Source organism: Microbacterium lushaniae (assembly GCF_008727775.1).
Taxonomy (GTDB): Bacteria; Actinomycetota; Actinomycetes; order Actinomycetales; family Microbacteriaceae; genus Microbacterium; species Microbacterium lushaniae.
The window spans coordinates 3,056,772-3,077,602 of record NZ_CP044232.1 but is presented as its reverse complement, the minus strand read 5'-3'; the positions used below and the strand labels follow the sequence as shown (position 1 = coordinate 3,077,602).

The window sequence follows — 20,831 nt, the reverse complement described above, 5'->3', positions numbered from 1 at the left end:
ATGGCCTCTCCATCCCAGGCTGCAGCGTCGGCGCGTGACGTCGGCGCTGCAGCCCCCACCTCGCGCCGGCGTGCGGCCGCGCCCCCCACGCGCGGGAAACGGCGCCTCACGGCGACCGTGGCCGCGTATGTGCTGGTACTCCCGGCTGCCCTGTTCTACATCGCCTTCGTCATCAGCCCCATCGTGCGCACGGCGCAGTACTCGCTGTACGAGTGGGACGGCATCAGCCCGGCCACGTGGGCGGGTCTGGCCAATTACGTCCAGGTGTTCGCCAACCCCACCCTCGTCGGTTCGATCCTCAACTCCTTCGAGCTGATCCTCTACTTCAGCGTCGTGCCCGTGATCCTCGGGCTGTTCGCCGCGAACGTCATCCGCGGGATCGCGACCAGTCGGCTGGCGACGGTGGCGCGCACGGTCCTGTTCCTGCCGCAGGTCATCCCGCTCGTGGCCGCCGGGATCATGTGGACCTGGCAGCTGTCCACCAAGGGCGTGGTCAACCAGTTCCTCGAACTCGTCGGATTGGGGGCGGTCGCCCGTGCATGGCTGGGGGACACGCAGACCGCCTTGCCCGCCGTGGGCGTGATCGGCGCGTGGGTGCAGCTGGGACTGTGCCTGCTCCTGCTGCTGGCGGGCATGACCAAGATCGACCCCGCACTGTACGAGGCGGCACGCATCGATGGTGCGGGGCCGGTGCGGGAGTTCTTCTCCATCACCCTGCCCAGCGTGCGGCAGGAGCTCGCGGTGTGCGTGACGATCACCGTCATCTCGGCGCTGGCGAGCTTCGACATCATCTACATCTCGACGCAGGGCGGCCCGGCCAACAGCACCCTGGTGCCCGGACTGCAGATCTACTACCTCGCGTTCTTCCAGCGCGACATCGGCACCGCATCCGCGCTGGCGATGGTCCTGATGGTGCTGGTCCTGCTCGTCGTGATCCCCCTGCAACGCGTCCTGAGAGGACGTGACGCGTGATCGTCTCGGCTCGCGAGACGTGGCTGGGTCGCGCCCTCCTCGTCGTCCTCATGCTCGTCACGGTGCTCCCGTTCGTCAGCCTGTTCGTCACGGCGCTGCACGAGCCCGGGACCTACCCGGGCGGCCTCAGCTGGCCGGAGGACCCGCACTGGGAGAACTTCGTGCTCGCTTTCCAGTCGGCCGACATGTTCCAGCTGCTGTGGTCGAGTGTGCTCATCGAACTCGGCGTCGTGCCGTTCGCCGTGCTGATCGCCACGCTCGCCGGCTTCGCCCTGGGACACCTCGCCCCTCGGGGCGGGCGGATCGTGTTCATCGTGTTCCTGCTCGGTCTGACGCTGCCGTTCGAGGGCATCATCGTGCCGCTGTACTACCAGATGCGTGATCTCGGGCTGCTGAACACCCGCTGGGCGATCATCCTGCCGCTGGTCGGCCTGTTCATGCCGTTCGCCGTGACCTGGATGCGGGCGCATTTCGTCAACATGCCGCAGGACATCTCCGAGGCCGCCCGCGTCGACGGCGCCACGACCTGGCAGCTGTTCTGGCGCATCCATGTGCCGCTGTCGCTGCCGGCGCTGTCCTCGCTCGCGATCCTCCTCTTCCTGTGGACGTGGAATCAGTTCCTGCTGGCCGTCGTGCTCGTGGACGATCCGGCCAAGCGGACGATGGCCGGGGCCCTCGGCGCGTTCCAGGGGCAATGGGGCACCGACATCCCGCTGCTGTGCGCCGGATCGCTGCTGATCCTGACCCCCACGCTGATCGTGTTCCTGGTGTTCCAGCGTCAGTTCGTGGCAGCCCTCCTCCAGGGTTCCTTGAAGGGCTGACAATGTCGTCCCCGCCGCCGTTCGACCCCGAGATCGTCGCTGCCCTGCAGGCGCGAACCGACGTCGTCACCACCCTGCGAGCGGACGAGATCGCCCGCCTCCGGGCGGGGATCACGCGCCCGACCGACGCGGAGATCACTCTCGGCGGGGTGTTCGACTTCTCGGAGCACTCGGTGCCGTCGGTCGACGGCAGGACTCTGCCGATGGTCATGCTGCGCCCTCGCAACGCGGAGACCCCGGTGCCCGTCCTGTACCACGTGCACGGTGGCGGGCTGGTGGTGGGGACGCCGTACGAGGATCTTCCCTCTCTTGCGGCTCTCGCGAGGGACGTGGGATGCGCCGTGGCCTCGATCGACTACCGGCTCGCGCCTGAGCATCCCTATCCCGTGCCGCTGGAGGACGTGTACTCGGGGCTGACGTGGCTCGTCGCCGAGGCGACGAGCCTCGGGATCGACCCCCGCCGCGTCATCCTGAGCGGGGTGAGCGCGGGCGGCGGTCTGGCCGCGGCGGCAGCACTCCTCGGGCGTGACCGAGGCGGCCCGGTCGTGCGCGGGCAGCTGCTGGCGTGCCCGATGCTCGATGACCGGAACGACACGCCATCGGCGCACCAGATGGCGGGTATCGGGGCATGGGACCGTACGGCGAATGAGACGGGCTGGACCGCCTACCTCGGTGCCGAGCGAGGAGACGTTCCGGCGTACGCGTCGCCGGGCCGAGTGACGGACCTGTCCGGGCTTCCGCCGATGTTCCTGGACGTCGGATCGGCCGAGACCTTCCGCGATGAGGTCGTCGCGTATGCCGCCCGCGTGTGGGAGTGCGGGGGCGAGGCCGAACTGCACGTCTGGCCGGGGGGTGCGCACGGGTTCGACACCCTCGCACCCGACGCGGCCCTCAGCCGAGCGGCCCGCGCCGCGCGTGCGGGGTGGCTGCGGCGGCGTCTGGGCGCGCCGGCGCCCGCGCCGCGTTCGGGCTAAGGAGCGACGGCGACCGGCATGCGCGCGGTGGCGCGTGCTCTCGCGTGGCGCAGTTCGCGTACCGCCACGTTCACGGCGACCGCGGCGGGGACTGCGAGAAGCGCGCCGATGATGCCGTAGAGCGTCCCGCCGATGAGCGTGACCAGCAGCACCATGACCGCGGGGATCGCGACGGAACGGCCGACCACCCGCGGCGCGAGCACATACGCCTCGAAGGCCATGTAGAAGACGTACCAGCCGGCGAGGACGAGCCACGGGACGGGGTCTGCGGGCGCGATGAGCGCCTGCGAGCCCACGATGATCAGCGCCCCCAGCGGGATGCCGATGAGGGGGATCAAGGCCGTGATCATCGCGACGGCGGCGAAGAGGAGCGGAAGTGCCGAGCCGGTCGCGACGAGGAGGATGAGGCTGGTGACACCGGTGATGAGAGCCAGGAGCATCTGCCCGAGGAAGTAGCGGCCCACCGCCGAGCCCACCCGGCTCACCACGCGCACGCCCGTGTAACGATGCCGGCGGGGGAGGAGGGCCACGAACTGACCGCGGAACCAGCGTCCGGACGCGAGGAAGTACACGGTGAGCACGATCACGATCGTCGTCAGGAAGAACCCGTTCCCCAGCGCCAACCCGGCCCCGACGACTCCGCTGGAAACGGTCTGCACCGTCGCGCCCGCGACTCCCGCGAGCATCCCGTCGAGCATCGCCGTGACGTCGAGGACCGCGACCGGCACGAACTGCTGCAGCTGTGCGGCGACGGAATCCAGGGCGCCGGATGCGACGAATTCGTCGGCGCGTGCGAGCAGTTGGGTGGTCTGGTCGACCACGGGCGGAACGATCATCAGCACGACCCCGGCCAGCGCGAGGGCGACAGCCGATGACACCGCGGTGATGGCCAGCGGACGGGGCATCCCCCAGCGGTGAAGCGCCCGTACGAGAGGCGAGAGCCCGATGGCGAAGAACGCCGCCAAGGCGATGCACCACACCACGGGAGCGAGCGGGCCGATGAGCGTCCATGCGGTGAAGGCGGTGAGCACGCCGCCGGTGAGGACGAGGCCACCGACGTAGGGGCGGCGCATCATGGCGCCGAACGAGGGGGCGTCCACGAGGTGGCCCCCGCGGCCGATCACGGGGTGGCCCCCGCGGCCGATCATGCGGTCACCGCCGCTCGCGCCGGGGCGACCGCCCTCATCGACCGCGTCAACCAGTAGACCGCCCGCAGCAGCACCGCCGGCGCCTTGAGGTACCAGTGGTGGATCTGGTGTCTGGCATAGGTGCGCTCGAACCGGTCGGTGTAGTCGCGGAAGGACGCGGGCGAGGTCTGCAGGCGTCGCGCCGAGACGCTCGCCTGCATGTCGGACGCGTACGCGACCCGGAAGTCCGCGTCGCGCAGGTGCACGGAAAGGTCGATGTCTTCGTGCAGGAGGTCGTCGGGATCCAGGCAGGCAGCGTGCTCGATCGCGCGCCACGCATCCGCGCGCATCGCCATGTTGCTGCCGTAGAGGAAGGGGTACTTCCCGCTCACGCCGCGCAGCACACGCCGCACCAGGTCGTCGGAGAACTCACCGGCTCCGCGGAATGGCAGGTCGTAGTACCGGACCGGGCCGGTGACCGCGCCCACCGTGGGGTCGGACATCGCCGCGGCGACGCGCGCGACCCAGTTCGGCTCGAGGACGGTGTCGGCGTCGATGCGGCCCAGGATCTGCCCGGTGGCCTGCGCGAAACCGAAGTTGCGCGTGGGGATGAGTCCCTGGACCTTCGACTGCTGCACGACCCGGATCGCCGCGCCGGGATACCGCTGGGCGACGCGCTCTGCCAGGAGAGCGGTGCGGTCGGTGGAGCGGTTGTCGACGACGATGATCTCCGCGGCGGGCACGATCTGCGATACCGCGGCGAGGAGGCAGCGCTCGATCGTGGCCTCCTCGTTGTAGGCCGGGATGATGAGCGAGACCGACGGCCGGACAGGCAGGGGGGCGGGATCGCGCGTCGGCGGTTCGGGGGTCGGGTTGTCTGGAGGAGGGTGGACATGCGGTCGTTCCTTTCGGCGGGTGTCGAGTGCCGTGAGGCTAGAAGCCGCCTGCAGAGCCGGGCGTCTCCCCGGCGTAGTGTTCTGCCCCCTACCGCCGTATCGCTCGGCCGCTCCCTTCGTCCTGCGCGGACGATGCCCGCGCCGGACGCCAGGACGACGGCGCGCGCGCGGTCGCGGAAACCCCGCTGCGAGGCCAGGCGGTCGCGAGGGCGTGCGGCTTCCCGGACGCGGCGAACCGCTTCACGGCGGGTGCGGCGGCCGGCCCGTTCCGGCATTCATTTTCAGCGCGGATCTGCGCCGCCAGGTGAGGCCCCGATCAACCGCGACGCCCGGGACGAGGGTGATCGTCACAGCGATGGTCGTGGCCAGCAGAGGGTCGGGAGTGACGAACGAGCCGTTCAGCGCACCGGGGTGGGCGTCCGGGGGCGCGAGCGCCGGGCGCCGGCGCGCCGCGCGACATCGACGCACCAGCGGACTGTCACGGCCACTGCGGCGATGAGGACGTACATGAGGACGAAGAGGCCGGCGAGCAGGGTGAAGGCGAGGATGCCGAGGAGGGACAGAGCCGTGCCGAGGAAGGAGGTGATGGCGTTCATGATCGTGCCTCTCTGAGGGTGGTGGATGCTGACCCCGCGAGGGACGAGGGCGAGTGCCGACGAGCCATCCAGCGGCGATGCGGGAGCTGCTCGGGGAAGTGTTCGGCGAAGGTGTGTGCGGCTCGCGCGAGGCGACGTCCGTAAGACGCCCAGCTGCCGAGCGGACGGGCCGAGATGCCGACGACGAGGCGCCGGTCGAACCGGACGCGCGCCGAGGCAGGCAGGCGGTAGCTGAGGTCCATGTCGTCGTGCAGTTCGGTGTCGTCGCGGGGGACCGAGGCGCTGATCGAGCGCCACACCTCCGCGCGCACCGCGCAGTTGGATCCGAAGAGCACGGTGTGCCCGAGCATCAGCCGCATGAAGACGAAATAGCCGGAGACGTAGAAGAAGCGCGCCACAGCGCCTCGTGCACCGCCCAGGTTGTAGAAGGTAGCGGGCCCGGTGACCGCGACTGCGCCGGCGTCCGCCGCGAGAGTCTCCTCGATCCGCGCGAGCCAGGTCGGCGGGAGCACGGAGTCGGCGTCGCAGCGCGCGATGATGTCGCCGGATGCGGCGTCGAACCCGCGCGCGGAGGCGGCGGTGATGCCGGGGCGGACTTCGGTGACGACGGTGGCGCCGAAGCGTTCGGCGACGGCGCGGCTGTCGTCGGTGGATCCGTTGTCCACGACGAGCACCTCGTCGGCCGGGCGGGTCTGCTCGGCCAGCGAAGCCAGGCAGCGCTCGAGCATCCGGGCATCGTTGCGGACGGGGATGACGACGGATATGGATCTGTGCATGCCGGCAGGGTAGGAACCCGCGGTCGGTCCCCGCGTCGCCCGGGCGTAGCGAGCGACCCCCTACCCGAGTACCACGCGATTCCTTCTCCCGGAGGATCCGCGCGACGCCCGCGCCTGCGACAGTCATCACATGGCCGACACATCCGACATCCGCACCCCCTCTCCTGCACGCTCCGCGTCGACCGACTGGGTGACGTGGCGAGACCTCGACGCCACCGAGACCGCCGCGGTTTCCGTCATCGTTCCGGCGGGTGAATGCGACGTCGATCTCGAGGTGCGCCTCCCCGCGGTGCTCAATCAGACCGTGTCGCCGCACGAGATCGTCGTCATCGACTCCTCGCCGGACGGACGCCACTTCGGCGCCGTCACCCGGCTCGAGCAGGCCGGGACGCGCACGGCGATCCGTTACGTCCGCTCACCGGCCCTGAGCCCGGGCGCCCTTCGCCGGCTCGCGGCACGACTGGCCGCCGGCAACGTCCGGGCCTTCGCATTTGCCGGATCGCTCCTTCCGGCCACGTGGGTGGAGCGGATCGGAGCCGCGGTGCGCGGGATGCGCTCGCCGGCCTTCTCCATAGCGTGACGGTGGCTCGTCCGCCGACCGGCCCCGCGGAGCGCCGAGCCCCCTCGGCTAAGCTCACGGCAGCGCTCACTGGCGGCTACCGGAGGTGGGAGGGTTCGCATGCCGATTCCGGCGGAGATCACGGTCGTGGACGAGCGGATGGCCGCGACGAAGACCGACTCGACCCTGACGGTGCACTTCTCCGACGGAAAGTGGCTCGAGGGGCCGTCACACTCGGTGCAGGGCAGATACCTGCTCTTCAGTGACATCCCCAACGACCGGACGCTGCGGCTGGACGAGATGACCGGCGACGTGTCGGTGTTCGACCAGCCGTCGCGCTTCGCCAACGGTCGCACGCACGACTCGATCGGCCGGCTCATCACGTGCCTGCAGGGCCAGCGCGCGGTGGTGCGCCGCGAGCACGACGGACGCGAGAGCGTGATCGCCTCGCACATCGGCGGGCGCAGGCTCAACAGCCCCAACGACGTCATCGCCAGTTCCGCCGGCGTCATCTGGTTCACCGACCCCACGTACGGCCTCAACGAGTACGAGGGTCACGCCGCAGAACCCGAGCTCGACGTGCGCGGTCTGTACCGCTGGTCGGAGGGGATGAGCGAACCCGAGCTCGCCTGCGGCGACTTCACGCAGCCCAACGGGCTGGCGTTCTCGCCCGACGAATCCACCCTGTACGTCGTCGACAGCGACCAGGGCAGCATCGACGCCTTCTCGGTCGATGAGGCGGGGGTGTCGTCGCGCCGCACCGTCGTGGCGGGCAGCTTCGGCTTCGACGGCATCCGCGTCGACATCCACGGGCGCATCTGGGCGGCGACCTCCGAGGGGGTGAGCTGCTTCGACGACGCTGGTGTGGAGATGTGGAAGCTGGCCGTCCCCGAGCCGGTGTCGAACCTGGAGTTCGGCGGGCGTCAGCGCAACGTCCTCTACCTCACGGCGACCACGAGCCTGTACTCGATCCGCACCTCCGTGCGCGGCCGGGCGTGACGCCGAGCCGGCGGCCCGGAGTGCGAGACTTGTCGGCATGACCTCCGACACAGACGCGCCCGTGACGGTGCCGGCGCGGCGAGGTCGGCCCGGATACGACCGTGACCGGGTGCTCGAGATCGCCGTGCAGCTGTTCAACGAGCAGGGTTACGACGCCACCTCCGTCGCCGACCTCGCCCAGCGGCTGGGGCTGACGAAATCCGCGCTCTACCACCACTTCGCGTCGAAGGAAGAGCTCCTCGCCGTCGCGCTGGACCAGGCCCTCAGCAGCCTGGAGGCGGTGCTCGATGACCCGCGTGCGCAGGAGGGGCCGGCATCCGATCGCCTCCGGCATGTCATCCGCAGCGCCACCGACGTGCTGGTGGCCCAGCTGCCGTCGGTGACCCTGCTGCTGCGCGTGCGGGGCAACAGTCCCGTCGAGCAGAGCGCCCTGGAGCGCCGGCGCCTGTTCGACCACCGGGTGACCCGCCTGGTCGCGGAGGCCCAGCGCGAGGGCGATGTGCGCACGGATGTCGACGCGGCCGTGGTCGCCCGCCTCATCTTCGGCATGATCAACTCCGTCGTGGAGTGGTACCGCCCCGGGGGCTCGGTCGATGGCGACCGCCTCGGTCACGACATCATGACCATCGCGCTGGACGGTCTGCAGTCGCACGACTGACGCTCAGGCGTGCAGATCGACGTTCTTCGGCTCCTTGATGAGGGACACCCCGACGAGCGAGATGACGGCGGCCAGGGCGATGTAGGCGCCGATCGTCCACGACATCCCGGTGGCTCCGAACAGCGCCTCGGCGATCATCGGCGCGAACGCCCCGCCGAGGATCGCGCCCAGGGCGTAGCCGATCGAAACGCCGGAGTAGCGGACGTTGGCCGGGAACATCTCGGCGTACAGGGCCGCCTGCGGGCCGTAGGACAGGCCGAGACCGAACGTCATCACGAACAGCGCGACGAAGTACCAGAGGATGTTCGCGGTGTCGATCAGGAACCACATCGGAATCGCCCACAGCGCGAGCACGAGGTAGCCGATCTGGAACGTGCGGATGCGGCCGAGGCGATCGGACACGCGCCCACCCCACAGCGTGAACCCGAGCCAGCCGAAGGAGGCGAGCGTGGTCGCCAGCAGCACCGTGGGGCGGTCCATGCCCAGCACCGCGACGGCGTACGTCGCGAAGAAGGCGATGAGCAGGTAGCCCGCGGCGTTGTTGCCGATGAAGACCACGGCCGTGAGGGCGACCTGGCGCCAGTTCTTGCGGAACAGCTGCCCCAGCGGTGCGGAGGACTCCTTGCGGCGACGCATGAGGTCTTCGAACACGGGGCTCTCCTCGACCGCGCGGCGGATGATGTAGCCGATGACGATCAGCACGATCGACAGCAGGAACGGGATGCGCCAGCCCCACTCCAGGAACGCCTCCGCCGACATCACCGAGGTCAGGATCCACAGGGTGGCGGTGGCGAGGATCATGCCGATGGGCACGCCGATCTGCGGGAAGGCGCCGAAGAACCCGCGCCGGCCGGCGGGGGCGTGCTCGACCGACAGCAGGGCCGCACCGCCCCACTCGCCACCGGCGGAGAAGCCCTGCAGGATGCGGAGCAGGATGAGCAGGATCGGCGCGATGATGCCGGCCGCGGCGTACGTGGGCAGCACGCCGATCAGCGCGGTCGAGGCGCCCATCATGATGAGCGTGAGCACGAGCATCTTCTTGCGACCGAGGCGGTCGCCCAGGTGCCCGGCGACGACGGCGCCCAGGGGCCGGAAGAGGAAGGAGATTCCGATCGTGGCGAACGAGAGCACCTGCGCCAGCCCCGCATTGGAGGCCGCCAGCGGCGCGAGGAACAGCGGTGCGAGCACGAGCCCGGCCGCCTGCGCGTAGATGAAGAAGTCGTACCACTCGATCGATGTGCCGACGAGGGTGCCCGCCAGGACCTTGCGCTCCTCGCGGGTGACCGCAGCCGAGGGCGTGCGGGCTTGCGTCGATGACGCCATGAGAACTCCATTGTTCGGGTGGGGATCGGCGCAGCGGGATTCCTGACCGATCGGTGAGTAAAGCACAAGGTAGCGCACGCGACCAGCGGGCGGGAAGTGTCTCTTGCGCCGGCGCACCCGCGGCGGCCGGTCAGTCGCGGTCGACGAGGAGGTTGCTGATCCGGGCGGTGGCCAGGAGTGCGCCACCCTCCCCGGTGACCCGGATGTCGTACGTGGCCATTCGCCGGCCGCGGTGAAGCGCCGTCGCGGTTCCGGTGATGACGCCCGCGCGGGCTCCGCGGTGGTGCGTGATGTTCAGGTCCACGCCCACGCACACCTTGCCCAGCGTGCTGGCGTGGATCATCGCGGCCCACGATCCGATGGCCTCGGCCAGAGCTGCGGTGGCGCCGCCGTGCAGGCGCCCGAGCGACTGGGTGTTGCCCGCCACCGGCATGGTCGCCACCACGCGCTCGGGCGACTGCTCGAGCACGTCGATGCCGAGCTTGACGTCGAGATCGCCCGGGGTGATCCGCCAGGGTGCGTCGCTCATCGCTGCCTCTCTCCGCCTCGGCGCCTTGCCGAGCCGGCTGACCTCTGACACTATTACTGAACGATCGGTCTGCAAAGGCGTGGATCCTGCGACGGTGCACGAGAGGATGACGATGTCCGAGGCTTTCCTCGTCGGCGGTGTGCGCACGGCGGTCGGACGCTACGGCGGAGCGCTCGCCTCCGTGCGGCCGGATGATCTCGCCGCGCTCGTCCTGGCAGAAGCCGTCACGCGTGCGAAGGTGCCCCGCGGGGGCATCGACGAGGTGTACTTCGGCGCCGCGAACCAGGCCGGGGAGGACAACCGCAACGTCGCCCGGATGGCGGTGCTCCTCGCGGGGCTCCCCGATACCGTTCCCGCGCTCACTGTCAACCGGCTGTGCGCATCGGGGATGTCGGCCATCGCGCTCGCCGCGCAGGCCGTCCGCTCCGGCGACGCCGACCTGATCGTCGCCGGCGGGGTGGAGTCGATGACGCGGGCGCCGTGGGTGCAGGCCAAGCCCGATCGCGCGTGGGGCAAGCCCGGCGAGGCGTACGACACGTCGATCGGCTGGCGGTTCCCCAACCCCGCACTCGTGGCGCGGGACAAGGCCACGTACTCGATGCCCGAGACGGCCGAGGAGGTCGCCCGCCGCGACGGGATCACGCGCGAGGATGCCGATGCCTTCGCCCTGCGCAGTCATCAGCGCGCCGTCGCCGCGATCGACGCCGGGCGCTTCGTGGACGAGATCGTTCCGGTCCCCACCCGGCGCGGGCCCGTCGCCCAGGACGAAGGGCCGCGCCGCGACACGACGCTCGAGGTCCTCGCCGGGCTCCGGCCCGTGGTCGGCGGCGGCACCGTGGTGACCGCCGGCAACTCCAGCTCGCTCAACGACGGCGCCTCCGCCATCGTCGTCGCGAGCGCCGAGGCCGTGGAGCGCCACGGGCTCACGCCGCGCGCGCGCATCGTCTCCGCGGCATCCGCCGCCCTCGCGCCGGAGATCATGGGCCTCGGCCCGGTCCCAGCCACCGAGAAGGCGATGGCGAAGGCCGGGCTGACCGTCGCGGATCTGGATGCCGTCGAACTCAACGAAGCGTTCGCCACGCAGTCGCTCGCCTCGATCCGCCGCCTGGGCCTGGATCCCGACATCGTCAACGCCGACGGCGGGGCGATCGCACTCGGTCATCCCCTGGGCTCCAGTGGATGCCGTCTCGTCGTCACGCTGCTCGGGCGCCTCGAGCGGGAGGGTGGTCGTCGCGGGCTCGCCACGATGTGCGTGGGCGTCGGGCAGGGCGCCGCGATGATCCTGGAGCGCATCGATGGCTGACCCCCTCCTCATCGAGCGGCACGACGACCGCGTCGTGGCGACGCTGAACCGCCCGCACGTCCGCAACGCGATCGACCAGGCGATGATCGACCAGGTGCACGTCCTGTGCGCCGAACTCGAAGCCGCACCCCGCGTGCTCATCCTCACCGGCGCGGGCGGCGTCTTCGCCTCGGGGGCCGACATCGCCCAGCTCCGCGCGCGGCGCGCCGAGGATGCGCGCGCGGGCATCAACACGCTCGCCTTCCGCCGCATCCGCGACCTGCCGATGCCGGTGATCGCCGCGATCGACGGTTACGCGCTGGGCGGGGGTGCCGAGCTGGCCTACGCCGCCGACATCCGCCTCGGCAGCCCCGCCGCTCGCATCGGCAACCCCGAGACGGGGCTGGGCATCCTCGCCGCCGCGGGGGCGACGTGGCGGCTGCCGCAGATCGTGGGGGAGGCCAGGGCGGCCGAGCTGCTGCTGACCGGACGCATCCTCGACGCCGAAGAGGCGCACTCGTGGGGCCTGCTGAACGCCGTGCACCCGGCCGGATCGCTCCTGCCGGCCGCGCACGCGATCGCCGACCGCATCGCCGCGAACGACCCGCTCGCCACGCGTCACACCAAGCGCGCCCTCCTCGCACCGCCCGAGGCCCACCCCGCGATCGAACTCGACCTGCAGGCCGAGCTGTTCGAGAGCCCGGAGAAGGAGCGGCGGATGACGGCGTTCCTGGAACGGAGCAGGACATGACCGCGCCGATCCCCTCGCACGTCGGTGTGCTCGGCGGAGGCCGCATGGGGGCGGGCATCGCCCACGCGTTCGTGCTGGCCGGCGCGCACGTGGCCGTGGTCGAGCGCGACGCGGCGTCGGCGGATGCAGCGGCCCGGCGCATCCGCGAGAGCCTTCGCCGTTCGGTCGAGCGCGGCGCCACTTCCCGCGGTCTCGCCGACATGGACGCCCTGGTCTTCTCCGGCACCGACCTCGACGCCTTCACCGATGCCGGGCTGGTGGTCGAGGCGGTGCCGGAGGACAGCGCGCTCAAGCTCGACGCCCTGCGGCGGGCCGAGTCGGCGCTGCCGCCCGACGGGGTGCTCGCCTCCAACACGTCGTCGATCTCGATCGACGGGCTCGCCGCGTCGCTGGAGCGGCCGGACCGCTTCCTCGGTCTGCACTTCTTCAACCCCGTCCCCGCGTCCGACCTCGTCGAGGTCGTCCTCGGCGCCGCGACCGACCCCGACGTGGGCGCGGCCGCCGTGGGCTGGGTCGGCGCCCTCGGCAAGCGCGCCGTCGTCGTGCGCGATTCGCCCGGCTTCGCCTCCAGCCGCCTGGGTGTGGCCCTCGCGCTCGAGGCGATCCGGATGCTCGAGGAAGGCGTGGCCTCGGCGGCCGACATCGACGCGGCGATGGAGCTCGGCTACCGGCATCCGGTCGGTCCCCTGCGCACGACCGACCTCGTGGGCCTGGACGTGCGCCTGGGGATCGCCGAGGAGCTCTCCGCGCACCTGGGCGACCGGTTCTCGCCGCCGCAGCTGCTGCGCGACCTCGTCGCCGACGGACATCTCGGCCGCAAGAGCGGCCGCGGCTTCTACGAATGGAGTGATCGATGAGCATGATCCTGCCCAGCTATCTGCAGGACGCGTGGTGGACACCCGACGACGCCTCCGGCGCCACGACGGTGCACGACGCCTCCACGGGGGAGGCGGTCGCGTCCGTGAGCGCGCGCGGCGCCGACCTGGCCGCCGCGCTCGCCCACGCACGCACGGTGGGGCAGGCGAGCCTGGGCCCGCTGACCTTCCACCAGCGCGCGATGCTGCTCAAGCAGTTCGCGCTGGCCCTGGGGGAGCGCAAGGAGGAGCTGTACGAGCTGTCCCGCCACTCCGGTTCGACCCTCCGGGACTCCCTGAGCGACATCGACGGCGGCATCGGCGTGCTCTTCACCTATTCCTCCAAAGCGCGCCGCGAACTGCCCAACGCCCAGGTCTACCTCGACGGCCCGGTCGAACCGCTGTCGAAGGACGGCTCCTTCCTCGGCCGCCACGTGTACACGCGCCTTCCCGGCGCCGCGGTGCAGATCAACGCCTTCAACTTCCCCACGTGGGGCGCGCTGGAGAAGTTCGCGCCGGCGTTCCTGGCCGGGATGCCCTCCGTGATCAAGCCCGCGACGCCCACGGCATACGTCGCGGAGGCATGGGTGCGCATCCTCGTCGACACCGGCCTCCTCCCGCCCGGGTCGCTGCAGCTGGTCAGCGGCAGCGTGCCCGACCTGCTGGACCACCTCGAACTCGGCGACATCGTCGGCTTCACCGGCAGCGCCTCCACGGCCGACCGGCTGCGCCGGCACGACAACGTGCAGTCCGGTCGCGTGCGGTTCACGAGTGAGACCGACTCCATCAACGCGTCGGTGCTGGGCCCCGACGCCACGGCGGGAACGCCCGAGTTCGACGCGTACATCAAGCAGCTGATGGTGGAGTTGACGACCAAGGCGGGTCAGAAGTGCACCGCGATCCGACGCGCGATCGTGCCGGCGGATGCGGTGGCCGACGTCATCGGGGCGCTCAAGGCGAAGATCGACGAGCGCGTCGTGGTCGGCGACCCGCACGCCGAATCGGTCACGATGGGGCCCGTGGTCTCCCGCGCGCAGCGCGACGAGGTGCTCCGTCAGGTGGAGGTGCTCCGCGACGCCGGCGGAGAACTGCTGCTGGGTTCGACGGACGCGCCGGAGGTCGTGCGCGCCGACGGCACCGTCGGTCGTGCGGATCAGGGTGCCTTCCTCTCCCCGATGGTCATCGGTTTCGCCGATGCAACCACCCCCGCCGCGCACGAGATCGAGGCGTTCGGGCCCGTGGCCACGGTGCTTCCCTACCGCACGGTGGCCGAGGCCGCCGACCTCGTCACGCGCGGCGGCGGATCGCTCGTCACGAGCGTCGCGACCCACGACGACGACGTGGCGCTGGAGCTCATGAGCCGGATCGGTGCGTACAACGGCCGCGTCCTCTTCCTCAACCGGGACAACGCGCGCACCTCCACCGGCCACGGGTCGCCCGTGCCGCACCTCGTCCACGGCGGACCGGGGCGGGCCGGCGGCGGGGAGGAGCTCGGCGGGATCCGCGCCGTGCTGCACCACATGCAGCGCACGGCGGTGCAGGGGTCGCCGGAGACGCTGACCGCGCTCACGGGCGTGTGGCACACCGGCGCCGCATCCGCCGCCGGTGGCCGTCACCCCTTCCGCAAGGCGCTGAGCGAACTGCGGATCGGCGACCAGGTCGCGTCGGCCTCGCGCACCGTGACCCTGGACGACATCGAGACCTTCGCCCGCTTCACCGGTGACACGTTCTACGCGCACATGGACGAGGCCTCCGCCGCGGCCAATCCCTTCTTCCCCGGGCGCGTGGCCCACGGCTACCTCCTGGTGTCGTGGGCGGCGGGATTGTTCGTGGATCCCGAACCCGGTCCCGTGCTCGCCAACTACGGCCTGGAGAACCTGCGTTTCGTCACGCCGGTGTCACCCGGTGACGAGATCCGCGTCGTCCTCACGGCCAAGCAGATCACGCCCCGCGAGACGGACGACTACGGCGAAGTCCGCTGGGATGCGGTCATCCGCAACCAGGACGACGAGCTGGTGGCCTCCTACGACGTCCTGACCCTGGTCGCCAAGACGGACGACCACCGCACGGATGCGGGGGCCGTGCGCGAGGAGGTGGCGGCCCGATGAGCGACACGACGCTGCGCGCCATGATGCAGAACGACCGGGCATCGGCGTCGCTGGGAATGGTCGTCGAACGCGACGAGCCGGGCATCGCGGTGGTGAGCATGCGGGTGCGCGAAGACATGACCAACGGATTCGCGATCACCCACGGCGGATTCGTGTTCGCCCTCGCCGACACCGCGTTCGCGATCGCGTGCAATGAGGACGAGCGGGTGACCGTCGCCGCCGGCGCCGACATCACGTTCCTGAAGTCCACCACCGCCGGGCAGACCCTCACCGCCACCGCGGTGCGGCGCACCGTCAGCGGTCGCACGGGCATCTACGACGTCTCCGTCACGGATGAGACCGGCGACACCGTCGCGGAGTTCCGCGGCCGCTCGCTCACCACCAACCGACCCGTGTGATCCCCCGCGAGATCCCCCAGGAGCAGCCATGCCCAAGACGACGACACCCGAGATCCGCTCCGACGCGGCGCTCGGCCACACGGCCGCGGAGGTCCTCACCCGCCCCGAGCTCGAGGCGCTGCAGCTGGAGCGGCTGCGCTGGACGGTCCGGCACGCGTACGAGAACGTGCCGCTGTACCGCCGGAAGTTCCACGAGGTCGACGTGACACCCGACGACATCCGCACCCTCGCCGATGTCCGGCGGCTGCCGTTCACGTCGAAGGACGACCTGCGGGAGACCTACCCGTTCGGGATGTTCGCCGTCCCCATGACGCAGGTGCGCCGCATCCACGCCTCCTCCGGCACCACCGGGCGCCCCACCGTCGTGGGCTACACCGAGGCAGACCTTGACCGGTGGGCGGACTGCGTCGCCCGCTCGCTTCGGGCAGCCGGCATCGCGCCGGGGATGAAGGTGCACAACGCGTACGGGTACGGCCTGTTCACCGGGGGCCTGGGCGCCCACGGAGGGATCGAGAAGCTCGGTGCCACCGTCATCCCCATGTCGGGCGGGCAGACCGCACGGCAGGTTCAGCTCATCCGCGACTTCGAACCCGACGCGATCCTGTGCACGCCGAGCTATCTGCTCACCATCGCCGACGCCATGGCGGACGCCGGCATCGATCCGACGACCACTTCTCTCAAGGTCGCCGTCCTGGGTGCGGAGCCGTGGACGAACGAGATGCGAGCGGAGATCCAGCGGCGCCTGAACATCGACGCCGTCGACATCTACGGCCTCAGCGAGGTCATGGGTCCCGGCGTGGCCAGTGAGAGCGTGCTGACCAAGGACGGTCCGCACGTGTGGGAGGACCATTTCCTCCCCGAGACCATCGATTCCCGGACGGGAGAGCCGATGCCGGACGGGGAGCTGGGGGAACTCGTGTTCACGTCGCTGACGAAGGAGGCCTTCCCGGTCATCCGCTACCGCACGCGAGACCTCACGCGACTGCTCCCGGGCACCGCGTACCCGGCGATGCGCCGCATCGAGAAGATCACCGGACGCAACGACGACATGATCATCCTGCGCGGCGTGAACCTCTTCCCCACCCAGATCGAGGAGCTCGTGATGGGGATCGAGACGCTCACCCCCCACTTCATCCTCGAGCTGAGCCGCGCGGGTCGCATGGACGTCATGACCGTGCGCATCGAGCGCCACCCCGACCTCGACCGGGAGACGTGCGAGGCGGCCGCCGCGGTTCTCGCCCAGCGGATCAAGGTGCACATCGGCACGTCGGTCGACGTGCGGGTGGAGGAGCCGGGCACCCTCCCGCGCAGCGAGGGCAAGTACAAGCGGGTCTACGACAACAGGTGAGTCCGGCGGTTGCCCGCGCGCGGACGGGCGGTTAGACTAACTGAACGATCGTTCTGTAAAGGAGTCGAAGATGACAGCATCCGACGCGGCCGTCCTGGCCGCCGAAGCAGAGGCGCAGGCCCGCTTCGACGAGATCATCGCCGCCGACTCCCGCATCGAGCCCCGGGACTGGATGCCCGAGGCGTACCGCAAGACGCTCATCCGGCAGATCGCGCAGCACGCGCACTCCGAGATCATCGGCATGCAGCCCGAGGGCAACTGGATCACCCGCGCGCCGAGTCTCAAGCGCAAGGCGATCCTGCTGGCCAAGGTGCAGGACGAGGCCGGCCACGGCCTGTACCTGTATTCGGCGGCTCAGACGCTCGGCATCACGCGCGAGGAGATGACGCAGCAGCTCATCGACGGCAAGGCGAAGTACTCCTCGATCTTCAACTACCCCACCCCCACGTGGGCCGACATGGGCGCGATCGGATGGCTCGTGGACGGCGCGGCCATCTGCAACCAGGTGCCGCTGTGCCGCGCGTCGTACGGACCGTACGGCCGGGCCATGGTGCGCATCTGCAAGGAGGAGTCCTTCCATCAGCGGCAGGGGTTCGAGATCCTCCTCACCCTCATGCGCGGCACCGAGGCGCAGCAGCGGATGGCGCAGGATGCGGTGAACCGCTGGTACTGGCCGAGCCTGATGATGTTCGGGCCCCCCGATGACGAGTCACCCAATTCGGCGCGGTCCACGGCGTGGAAGATCAAGCGCTTCTCCAACGACGACCTGCGTCAGCGCTTCATCGGGATGCTCGTCCCGCAGGCCGAGGCGCTCGGGGTGACGCTGCCCGACCCGGAGCTGCGCTGGGACGCCGAGAACGAGCGCTGGCACACGAGCGAGATCGACTGGAGCGAGTTCTACGAAGTGCTCGCCGGTCGCGGGCCCATGAACGCCGTGCGACTGCAGAACCGCCGGGACGCGCACGAGAGCGGTGCGTGGGTGCGGGAGGCGGCTGCCGCCTACGCGCGCACGCAGGCCGCCCGCTCGGACGGCGAACGGCAGGTGGCGTGATGTCGGCGCCGGGCGCATCGGCTGCCGAGCAGTGGCCGCTGTGGGAGGTGTTCGTCCGCGCCAAGCGGGGCCTCAGCCACGTCCACGTCGGGTCGCTGCACGCCCCCGACGCAGCGCTCGCCGTGCGCAACGCGCGGGACCTGTACACGCGGCGGAACGAGGGCGTGTCGATCTGGGTCGCCCCCGCCGACGCGATCACCACGAGCGACCCCGACGCGAAGGGCGCTTTCTTCGAAAGCCCGGCGGGCAAGAACTACCGGCACGCGTCGTACTACACCGCATCCGAGGGGGTGCCGCACCTATGACGGCCCTCCGACGGCCTCAGCATCCGGCCGAGGCCGACGTGCACGGCGAGGTCACCGTCGACGATGTCGAGCTCTCCGCCGAACTGGCGGGGGAGGGCGGCCGTGCGGCGTCGGCGGACGCGGCCGAGTACGCCCTCCGACTCGGCGACGACGCCCTCATCCTGTCGCAGCAGCTCAGTGCCTGGGTCGCCCATGCCCCCGAGCTGGAGGAGGACGTCGCGCTGGCGAACATCGCCCTCGACCTGCTCGGGCACGCCCGCTCACTGCTCCGCTATGCCGGCACCGCGGACGGCCGGTCCGAAGACGACCTGGCCTACTGGCGCGACGAGCCGGAGTTCCGCAGCTCGTGGCTCGTGGAGCAGCCCAACGGAGACTTCGCGCACACGATCGCGCGCCAGCTCGTCGCCGCCGGCTACATGTTCGAGCTGTACACCGCCCTGAGCGGGTCGCCCGACCCGTCGCTCGCGGCGATCGCGGCCAAGGCGGTCAAGGAGGTCGACTACCACCGCGACCATGCCGTGACGTGGACGCTGCGACTGGCCGGCGGAACCGACGAATCGCGCCGGCGCATGATCGCGGCGCTGACCGACGTCTGGCCCTACGTGGACGAGCTCTTCCGCGACGACGACCTCATCGAGCGGCTCGAGGGCGTCGCACCGCGGCCCTCGGCGCTGCGTCCGGGGTTCGATGAGGTCATCGCCGCCGTCCTGGCGGAGGTCGAGCTCGAGATGCCGTCGGTGCAGCCGTCGATGGCCGGCGGGCGCCGCGGTGAGCACTTCTCCACGCTGGGTGTCCTGCTCGCAGAGATGCAGGTGCTCGCCCGTCAGCATCCGGGGGCGACATGGTGACCGCGCGCACGCGGGCCTGGGACATCGCCGCGCGGGTGTGCGACCCGGAGGTGCCGGTGCTCACGATCGAAGACCTCGGCATCCTCCGCGACGTCCGCGAGGGCGAGGACGGTGTCGTGGTGACGATCACGCCGACGTATTCGGGATGCCCCGCGATGGACACGATCCGCCAGGACCTCACCCTCGCCTTCTCGGTCGAAGGGTACGACCGGGTCGAGGTCGATCTCGTGCTGGCGCCGGCGTGGACGACGGACTGGATGACGGATGCGGGCAAGCGCAAGCTCAGCGAATACGGCATCGCTCCGCCCATCGGCCGTGCCGCCGACCGCGGGCCGGTGCGGCTGCAGCTGGGTGTGAAGTGCCCGCGCTGCGGCTCTCTGCACACCCGCGAGGTCACCCGCTTCGGCTCCACGTCGTGCAAGGCGCTCTACGAATGCCGTGCGTGCCTGGAGCCGTTCGACTTCTTCAAGGTGCACTGATGGCGCCCTCGCCCACCGTCTCCCGCACCGAGGCGGTCGCCGACGCCCTCCTCCACACCGCCGTGGGCGGGACCGGCGGGGGGCGGCCCCGCGCGCGCTTCCATCCGCTGCGTGTGGCCGAGGTGCGCCCCCTGACGGCCGAGTCGGTCGAGGTCACCTTCGCCGTCCCGGACGACCTCGTCGCGGAGTACGACTACCTCCCGGGGCAGTACGTCGCCCTGCGGGCGCAGCTGGACGGGCATGAGGTGCGCCGCTCCTACTCGCTGTGCCGGCCGCCGACCCCGGGCTCGGTGAGCGTCGCGATCAAGCGCAACTCCGGCGGCTGGTTCTCCGCCTGGGCGCAGACCGAACTGCATGCCGGCGACGAGATCGACGTCATGAGCCCGCAGGGCTCGTTCACCACGTCGCTCGCCGACCTGGATGGCGCCCACGTCGCCGGCATCGCCGCCGGCTCCGGCATCACTCCGGTCATGGCGCTGGCGACCACCGTGCTCGCGCGCTCGGAGAGCTCACGGTTCACGCTCGTCTACACCAACCGGTCGACGCTGGATGTGATGTTCCTCGACGAGCTGGCAGACCTCAAAGACCGCTACCCGACCCGCTTCGCCCTGCATCACGTCCTCTCGCGCGAGCAGCGCGCGGCCCCGGTGCTGTCGGGCCGCCTCGACGAGGAGCGGCTCCGCCGCATCCTCGACGGCCTGATCCTGCCGCAGACGGTCGACGAGTGGTTCCTGTGCGGACCGTTCGAGCTGGTCCAGCTGTGTCGCGACACCCTCGCCGACGTCGGCGTGGACCGTGCGCACGTGCGGTACGAGCTGTTCACGACCGGAGAGGCGGGTGCACCGGCTGGCCCGCGGCGACCGGTGGAGGTGCGGGCGGACGAACCGGTGCGCACGATCGAGTTCACGCTGGACGGTCAGTCGGCGAGCGTGCAGTCGCCGGTGAGCGCGAGGGAATCGATCCTGGATGCGGCGCTGCGCGTGCGCCCCGACACGCCGTTCGCGTGCGCGGGCGGGGTGTGCGGAACGTGCCGTGCCCGCGTGCTGACCGGGTCGGTCACGATGACGGAGAACTACGCGCTCGAGCCCGACGAGATCGAGCACGGCTACGTGCTCACCTGCCAGTCGCATCCCACCACCGACCGCGTCGCGGTCGACTACGACAACTGAGGCCGACG

The 20,831-nt window shown here is 70.8% G+C and carries 23 protein-coding genes; 17 read left to right on the top strand and 6 right to left on the bottom strand.

Annotation, left to right across the window (positions count from 1 at the left end; all coding sequences use genetic code 11):
* From F6J85_RS14900 to F6J85_RS14890, 3 genes are read left to right on the top strand one after another with little or no spacing between them, the layout of a single operon-like run.
* Positions 1-972, top strand: a complete 972-nt coding sequence (locus tag F6J85_RS14900; protein WP_150926219.1) for a carbohydrate ABC transporter permease — start codon at positions 1-3, stop codon at positions 970-972.
* Positions 969-1,793: a carbohydrate ABC transporter permease gene (locus F6J85_RS14895; protein ID WP_150926217.1), complete on the top strand. Its 825-nt coding sequence runs from the start codon at positions 969-971 to the stop codon at positions 1,791-1,793. Before F6J85_RS14900 ends, F6J85_RS14895 begins: the two co-directional genes overlap by 4 nt.
* A gap of 2 nt (positions 1,794-1,795) precedes the next feature.
* Complete coding sequence (locus tag F6J85_RS14890) at positions 1,796-2,767, top strand: alpha/beta hydrolase (protein WP_150926215.1); 972 nt, start codon at positions 1,796-1,798, stop codon at positions 2,765-2,767.
* Here F6J85_RS14890 and F6J85_RS14885 read toward each other — a convergent pair.
* The 4 genes from F6J85_RS14885 to F6J85_RS14870 all read right to left on the bottom strand — a co-directional run bounded on the left by F6J85_RS14885 (position 2,764) and on the right by F6J85_RS14870 (position 6,162).
* Positions 2,764-3,915, bottom strand: coding sequence for an AI-2E family transporter (locus tag F6J85_RS14885; protein WP_150926213.1), 1,152 nt, complete (start codon positions 3,913-3,915; stop codon positions 2,764-2,766). The genes F6J85_RS14890 and F6J85_RS14885 overlap by 4 nt on opposite strands.
* Positions 3,912-4,730, bottom strand: coding sequence for a glycosyltransferase family 2 protein (locus F6J85_RS14880; protein WP_150926211.1), 819 nt, complete (start codon positions 4,728-4,730; stop codon positions 3,912-3,914). Before F6J85_RS14880 ends, F6J85_RS14885 begins: the two co-directional genes overlap by 4 nt.
* Positions 4,731-5,188: 458 nt before the next feature.
* Complete coding sequence (locus F6J85_RS14875) at positions 5,189-5,386, bottom strand: hypothetical protein (RefSeq protein WP_150926209.1); 198 nt, start codon at positions 5,384-5,386, stop codon at positions 5,189-5,191.
* A complete protein-coding gene (locus tag F6J85_RS14870) occupies positions 5,383-6,162 on the bottom strand; it encodes a glycosyltransferase family 2 protein (RefSeq protein ID WP_150926207.1) in 780 nt (259 codons plus the stop codon). The genes F6J85_RS14875 and F6J85_RS14870 overlap by 4 nt, the downstream gene beginning before the upstream one ends.
* Before the next feature lie 130 nt (positions 6,163-6,292).
* Here F6J85_RS14870 and F6J85_RS14865 point away from each other — a divergent pair, with 130 nt between their 5' ends.
* From F6J85_RS14865 to F6J85_RS14855, 3 genes are all read left to right on the top strand, one after another.
* Positions 6,293-6,742, top strand: a complete 450-nt coding sequence (locus F6J85_RS14865; protein WP_150926204.1) for a glycosyltransferase — start codon at positions 6,293-6,295, stop codon at positions 6,740-6,742.
* 99 nt (positions 6,743-6,841) lie between these two features.
* Positions 6,842-7,720: an SMP-30/gluconolactonase/LRE family protein gene (locus F6J85_RS14860; protein WP_150926202.1), complete on the top strand. Its 879-nt coding sequence runs from the start codon at positions 6,842-6,844 to the stop codon at positions 7,718-7,720.
* A gap of 37 nt (positions 7,721-7,757) precedes the next feature.
* Positions 7,758-8,378, top strand: a complete 621-nt coding sequence (locus F6J85_RS14855) for a TetR/AcrR family transcriptional regulator (RefSeq protein ID WP_150926200.1) — start codon at positions 7,758-7,760, stop codon at positions 8,376-8,378.
* Between the two features lie 3 nt (positions 8,379-8,381).
* Here F6J85_RS14855 and F6J85_RS14850 read toward each other — a convergent pair whose 3' ends face one another.
* Both F6J85_RS14850 and F6J85_RS14845 read right to left on the bottom strand, forming a co-directional pair.
* Positions 8,382-9,701: an MFS transporter gene (locus F6J85_RS14850; RefSeq protein ID WP_150926198.1), complete on the bottom strand. Its 1,320-nt coding sequence runs from the start codon at positions 9,699-9,701 to the stop codon at positions 8,382-8,384.
* A gap of 130 nt (positions 9,702-9,831) precedes the next feature.
* Positions 9,832-10,230 (bottom strand): PaaI family thioesterase, encoded by a 399-nt coding sequence (locus F6J85_RS14845; RefSeq protein WP_150926196.1) that lies wholly within the window; start codon positions 10,228-10,230, stop codon positions 9,832-9,834.
* Positions 10,231-10,342: 112 nt separating this feature from the next.
* Between F6J85_RS14845 and F6J85_RS14840 the strand changes: the two genes are divergently transcribed.
* The 11 genes from F6J85_RS14840 to paaE all read left to right on the top strand — a co-directional run bounded on the left by F6J85_RS14840 (position 10,343) and on the right by paaE (position 20,823).
* Entirely contained in the window at positions 10,343-11,533 is a 1,191-nt protein-coding gene (locus tag F6J85_RS14840; RefSeq protein WP_150926193.1) for a thiolase family protein, read from the top strand.
* Positions 11,526-12,263, top strand: coding sequence for an enoyl-CoA hydratase/isomerase family protein (locus tag F6J85_RS14835; protein ID WP_150926191.1), 738 nt, complete (start codon positions 11,526-11,528; stop codon positions 12,261-12,263). The genes F6J85_RS14840 and F6J85_RS14835 overlap by 8 nt, the downstream gene beginning before the upstream one ends.
* On the top strand, positions 12,260-13,120 hold the full coding sequence (locus F6J85_RS14830) for a 3-hydroxyacyl-CoA dehydrogenase family protein (RefSeq protein WP_150926189.1): 861 nt from the start codon (positions 12,260-12,262) through the stop codon (positions 13,118-13,120). The genes F6J85_RS14835 and F6J85_RS14830 overlap by 4 nt, the downstream gene beginning before the upstream one ends.
* A complete protein-coding gene (gene paaZ, locus F6J85_RS14825; RefSeq protein WP_238706977.1) occupies positions 13,117-15,225 on the top strand; it encodes a phenylacetic acid degradation bifunctional protein PaaZ in 2,109 nt (702 codons plus the stop codon). Before F6J85_RS14830 ends, paaZ begins: the two co-directional genes overlap by 4 nt.
* Positions 15,222-15,623: a hydroxyphenylacetyl-CoA thioesterase PaaI gene (gene paaI / locus F6J85_RS14820; protein WP_150926187.1), complete on the top strand. Its 402-nt coding sequence runs from the start codon at positions 15,222-15,224 to the stop codon at positions 15,621-15,623. Before paaZ ends, paaI begins: the two co-directional genes overlap by 4 nt.
* 28 nt (positions 15,624-15,651) lie before the next feature.
* Positions 15,652-16,971, top strand: a complete 1,320-nt coding sequence (paaK, locus tag F6J85_RS14815) for a phenylacetate--CoA ligase PaaK (protein WP_150926185.1) — start codon at positions 15,652-15,654, stop codon at positions 16,969-16,971.
* A gap of 70 nt (positions 16,972-17,041) precedes the next feature.
* Complete coding sequence (gene paaA / locus F6J85_RS14810) at positions 17,042-18,022, top strand: 1,2-phenylacetyl-CoA epoxidase subunit PaaA (RefSeq protein WP_150926183.1); 981 nt, start codon at positions 17,042-17,044, stop codon at positions 18,020-18,022.
* Positions 18,022-18,327, top strand: coding sequence for a 1,2-phenylacetyl-CoA epoxidase subunit PaaB (gene paaB, locus F6J85_RS14805; protein ID WP_150919308.1), 306 nt, complete (start codon positions 18,022-18,024; stop codon positions 18,325-18,327). The genes paaA and paaB overlap by 1 nt, the downstream gene beginning before the upstream one ends.
* Positions 18,324-19,175 carry a 1,2-phenylacetyl-CoA epoxidase subunit PaaC gene (gene paaC, locus F6J85_RS14800; RefSeq protein WP_150926181.1) on the top strand — a complete coding sequence of 284 codons (852 nt, stop codon included), beginning with the start codon at positions 18,324-18,326 and terminating at the stop codon, positions 19,173-19,175. The genes paaB and paaC overlap by 4 nt, the downstream gene beginning before the upstream one ends.
* Positions 19,169-19,654: a 1,2-phenylacetyl-CoA epoxidase subunit PaaD gene (gene paaD, locus F6J85_RS14795; RefSeq protein WP_150926179.1), complete on the top strand. Its 486-nt coding sequence runs from the start codon at positions 19,169-19,171 to the stop codon at positions 19,652-19,654. The genes paaC and paaD overlap by 7 nt, the downstream gene beginning before the upstream one ends.
* A complete protein-coding gene (gene paaE, locus F6J85_RS14790) occupies positions 19,654-20,823 on the top strand; it encodes a 1,2-phenylacetyl-CoA epoxidase subunit PaaE (protein ID WP_150926166.1) in 1,170 nt (389 codons plus the stop codon). Before paaD ends, paaE begins: the two co-directional genes overlap by 1 nt.
* The last annotated feature ends 8 nt before the right edge of the window (positions 20,824-20,831 follow it).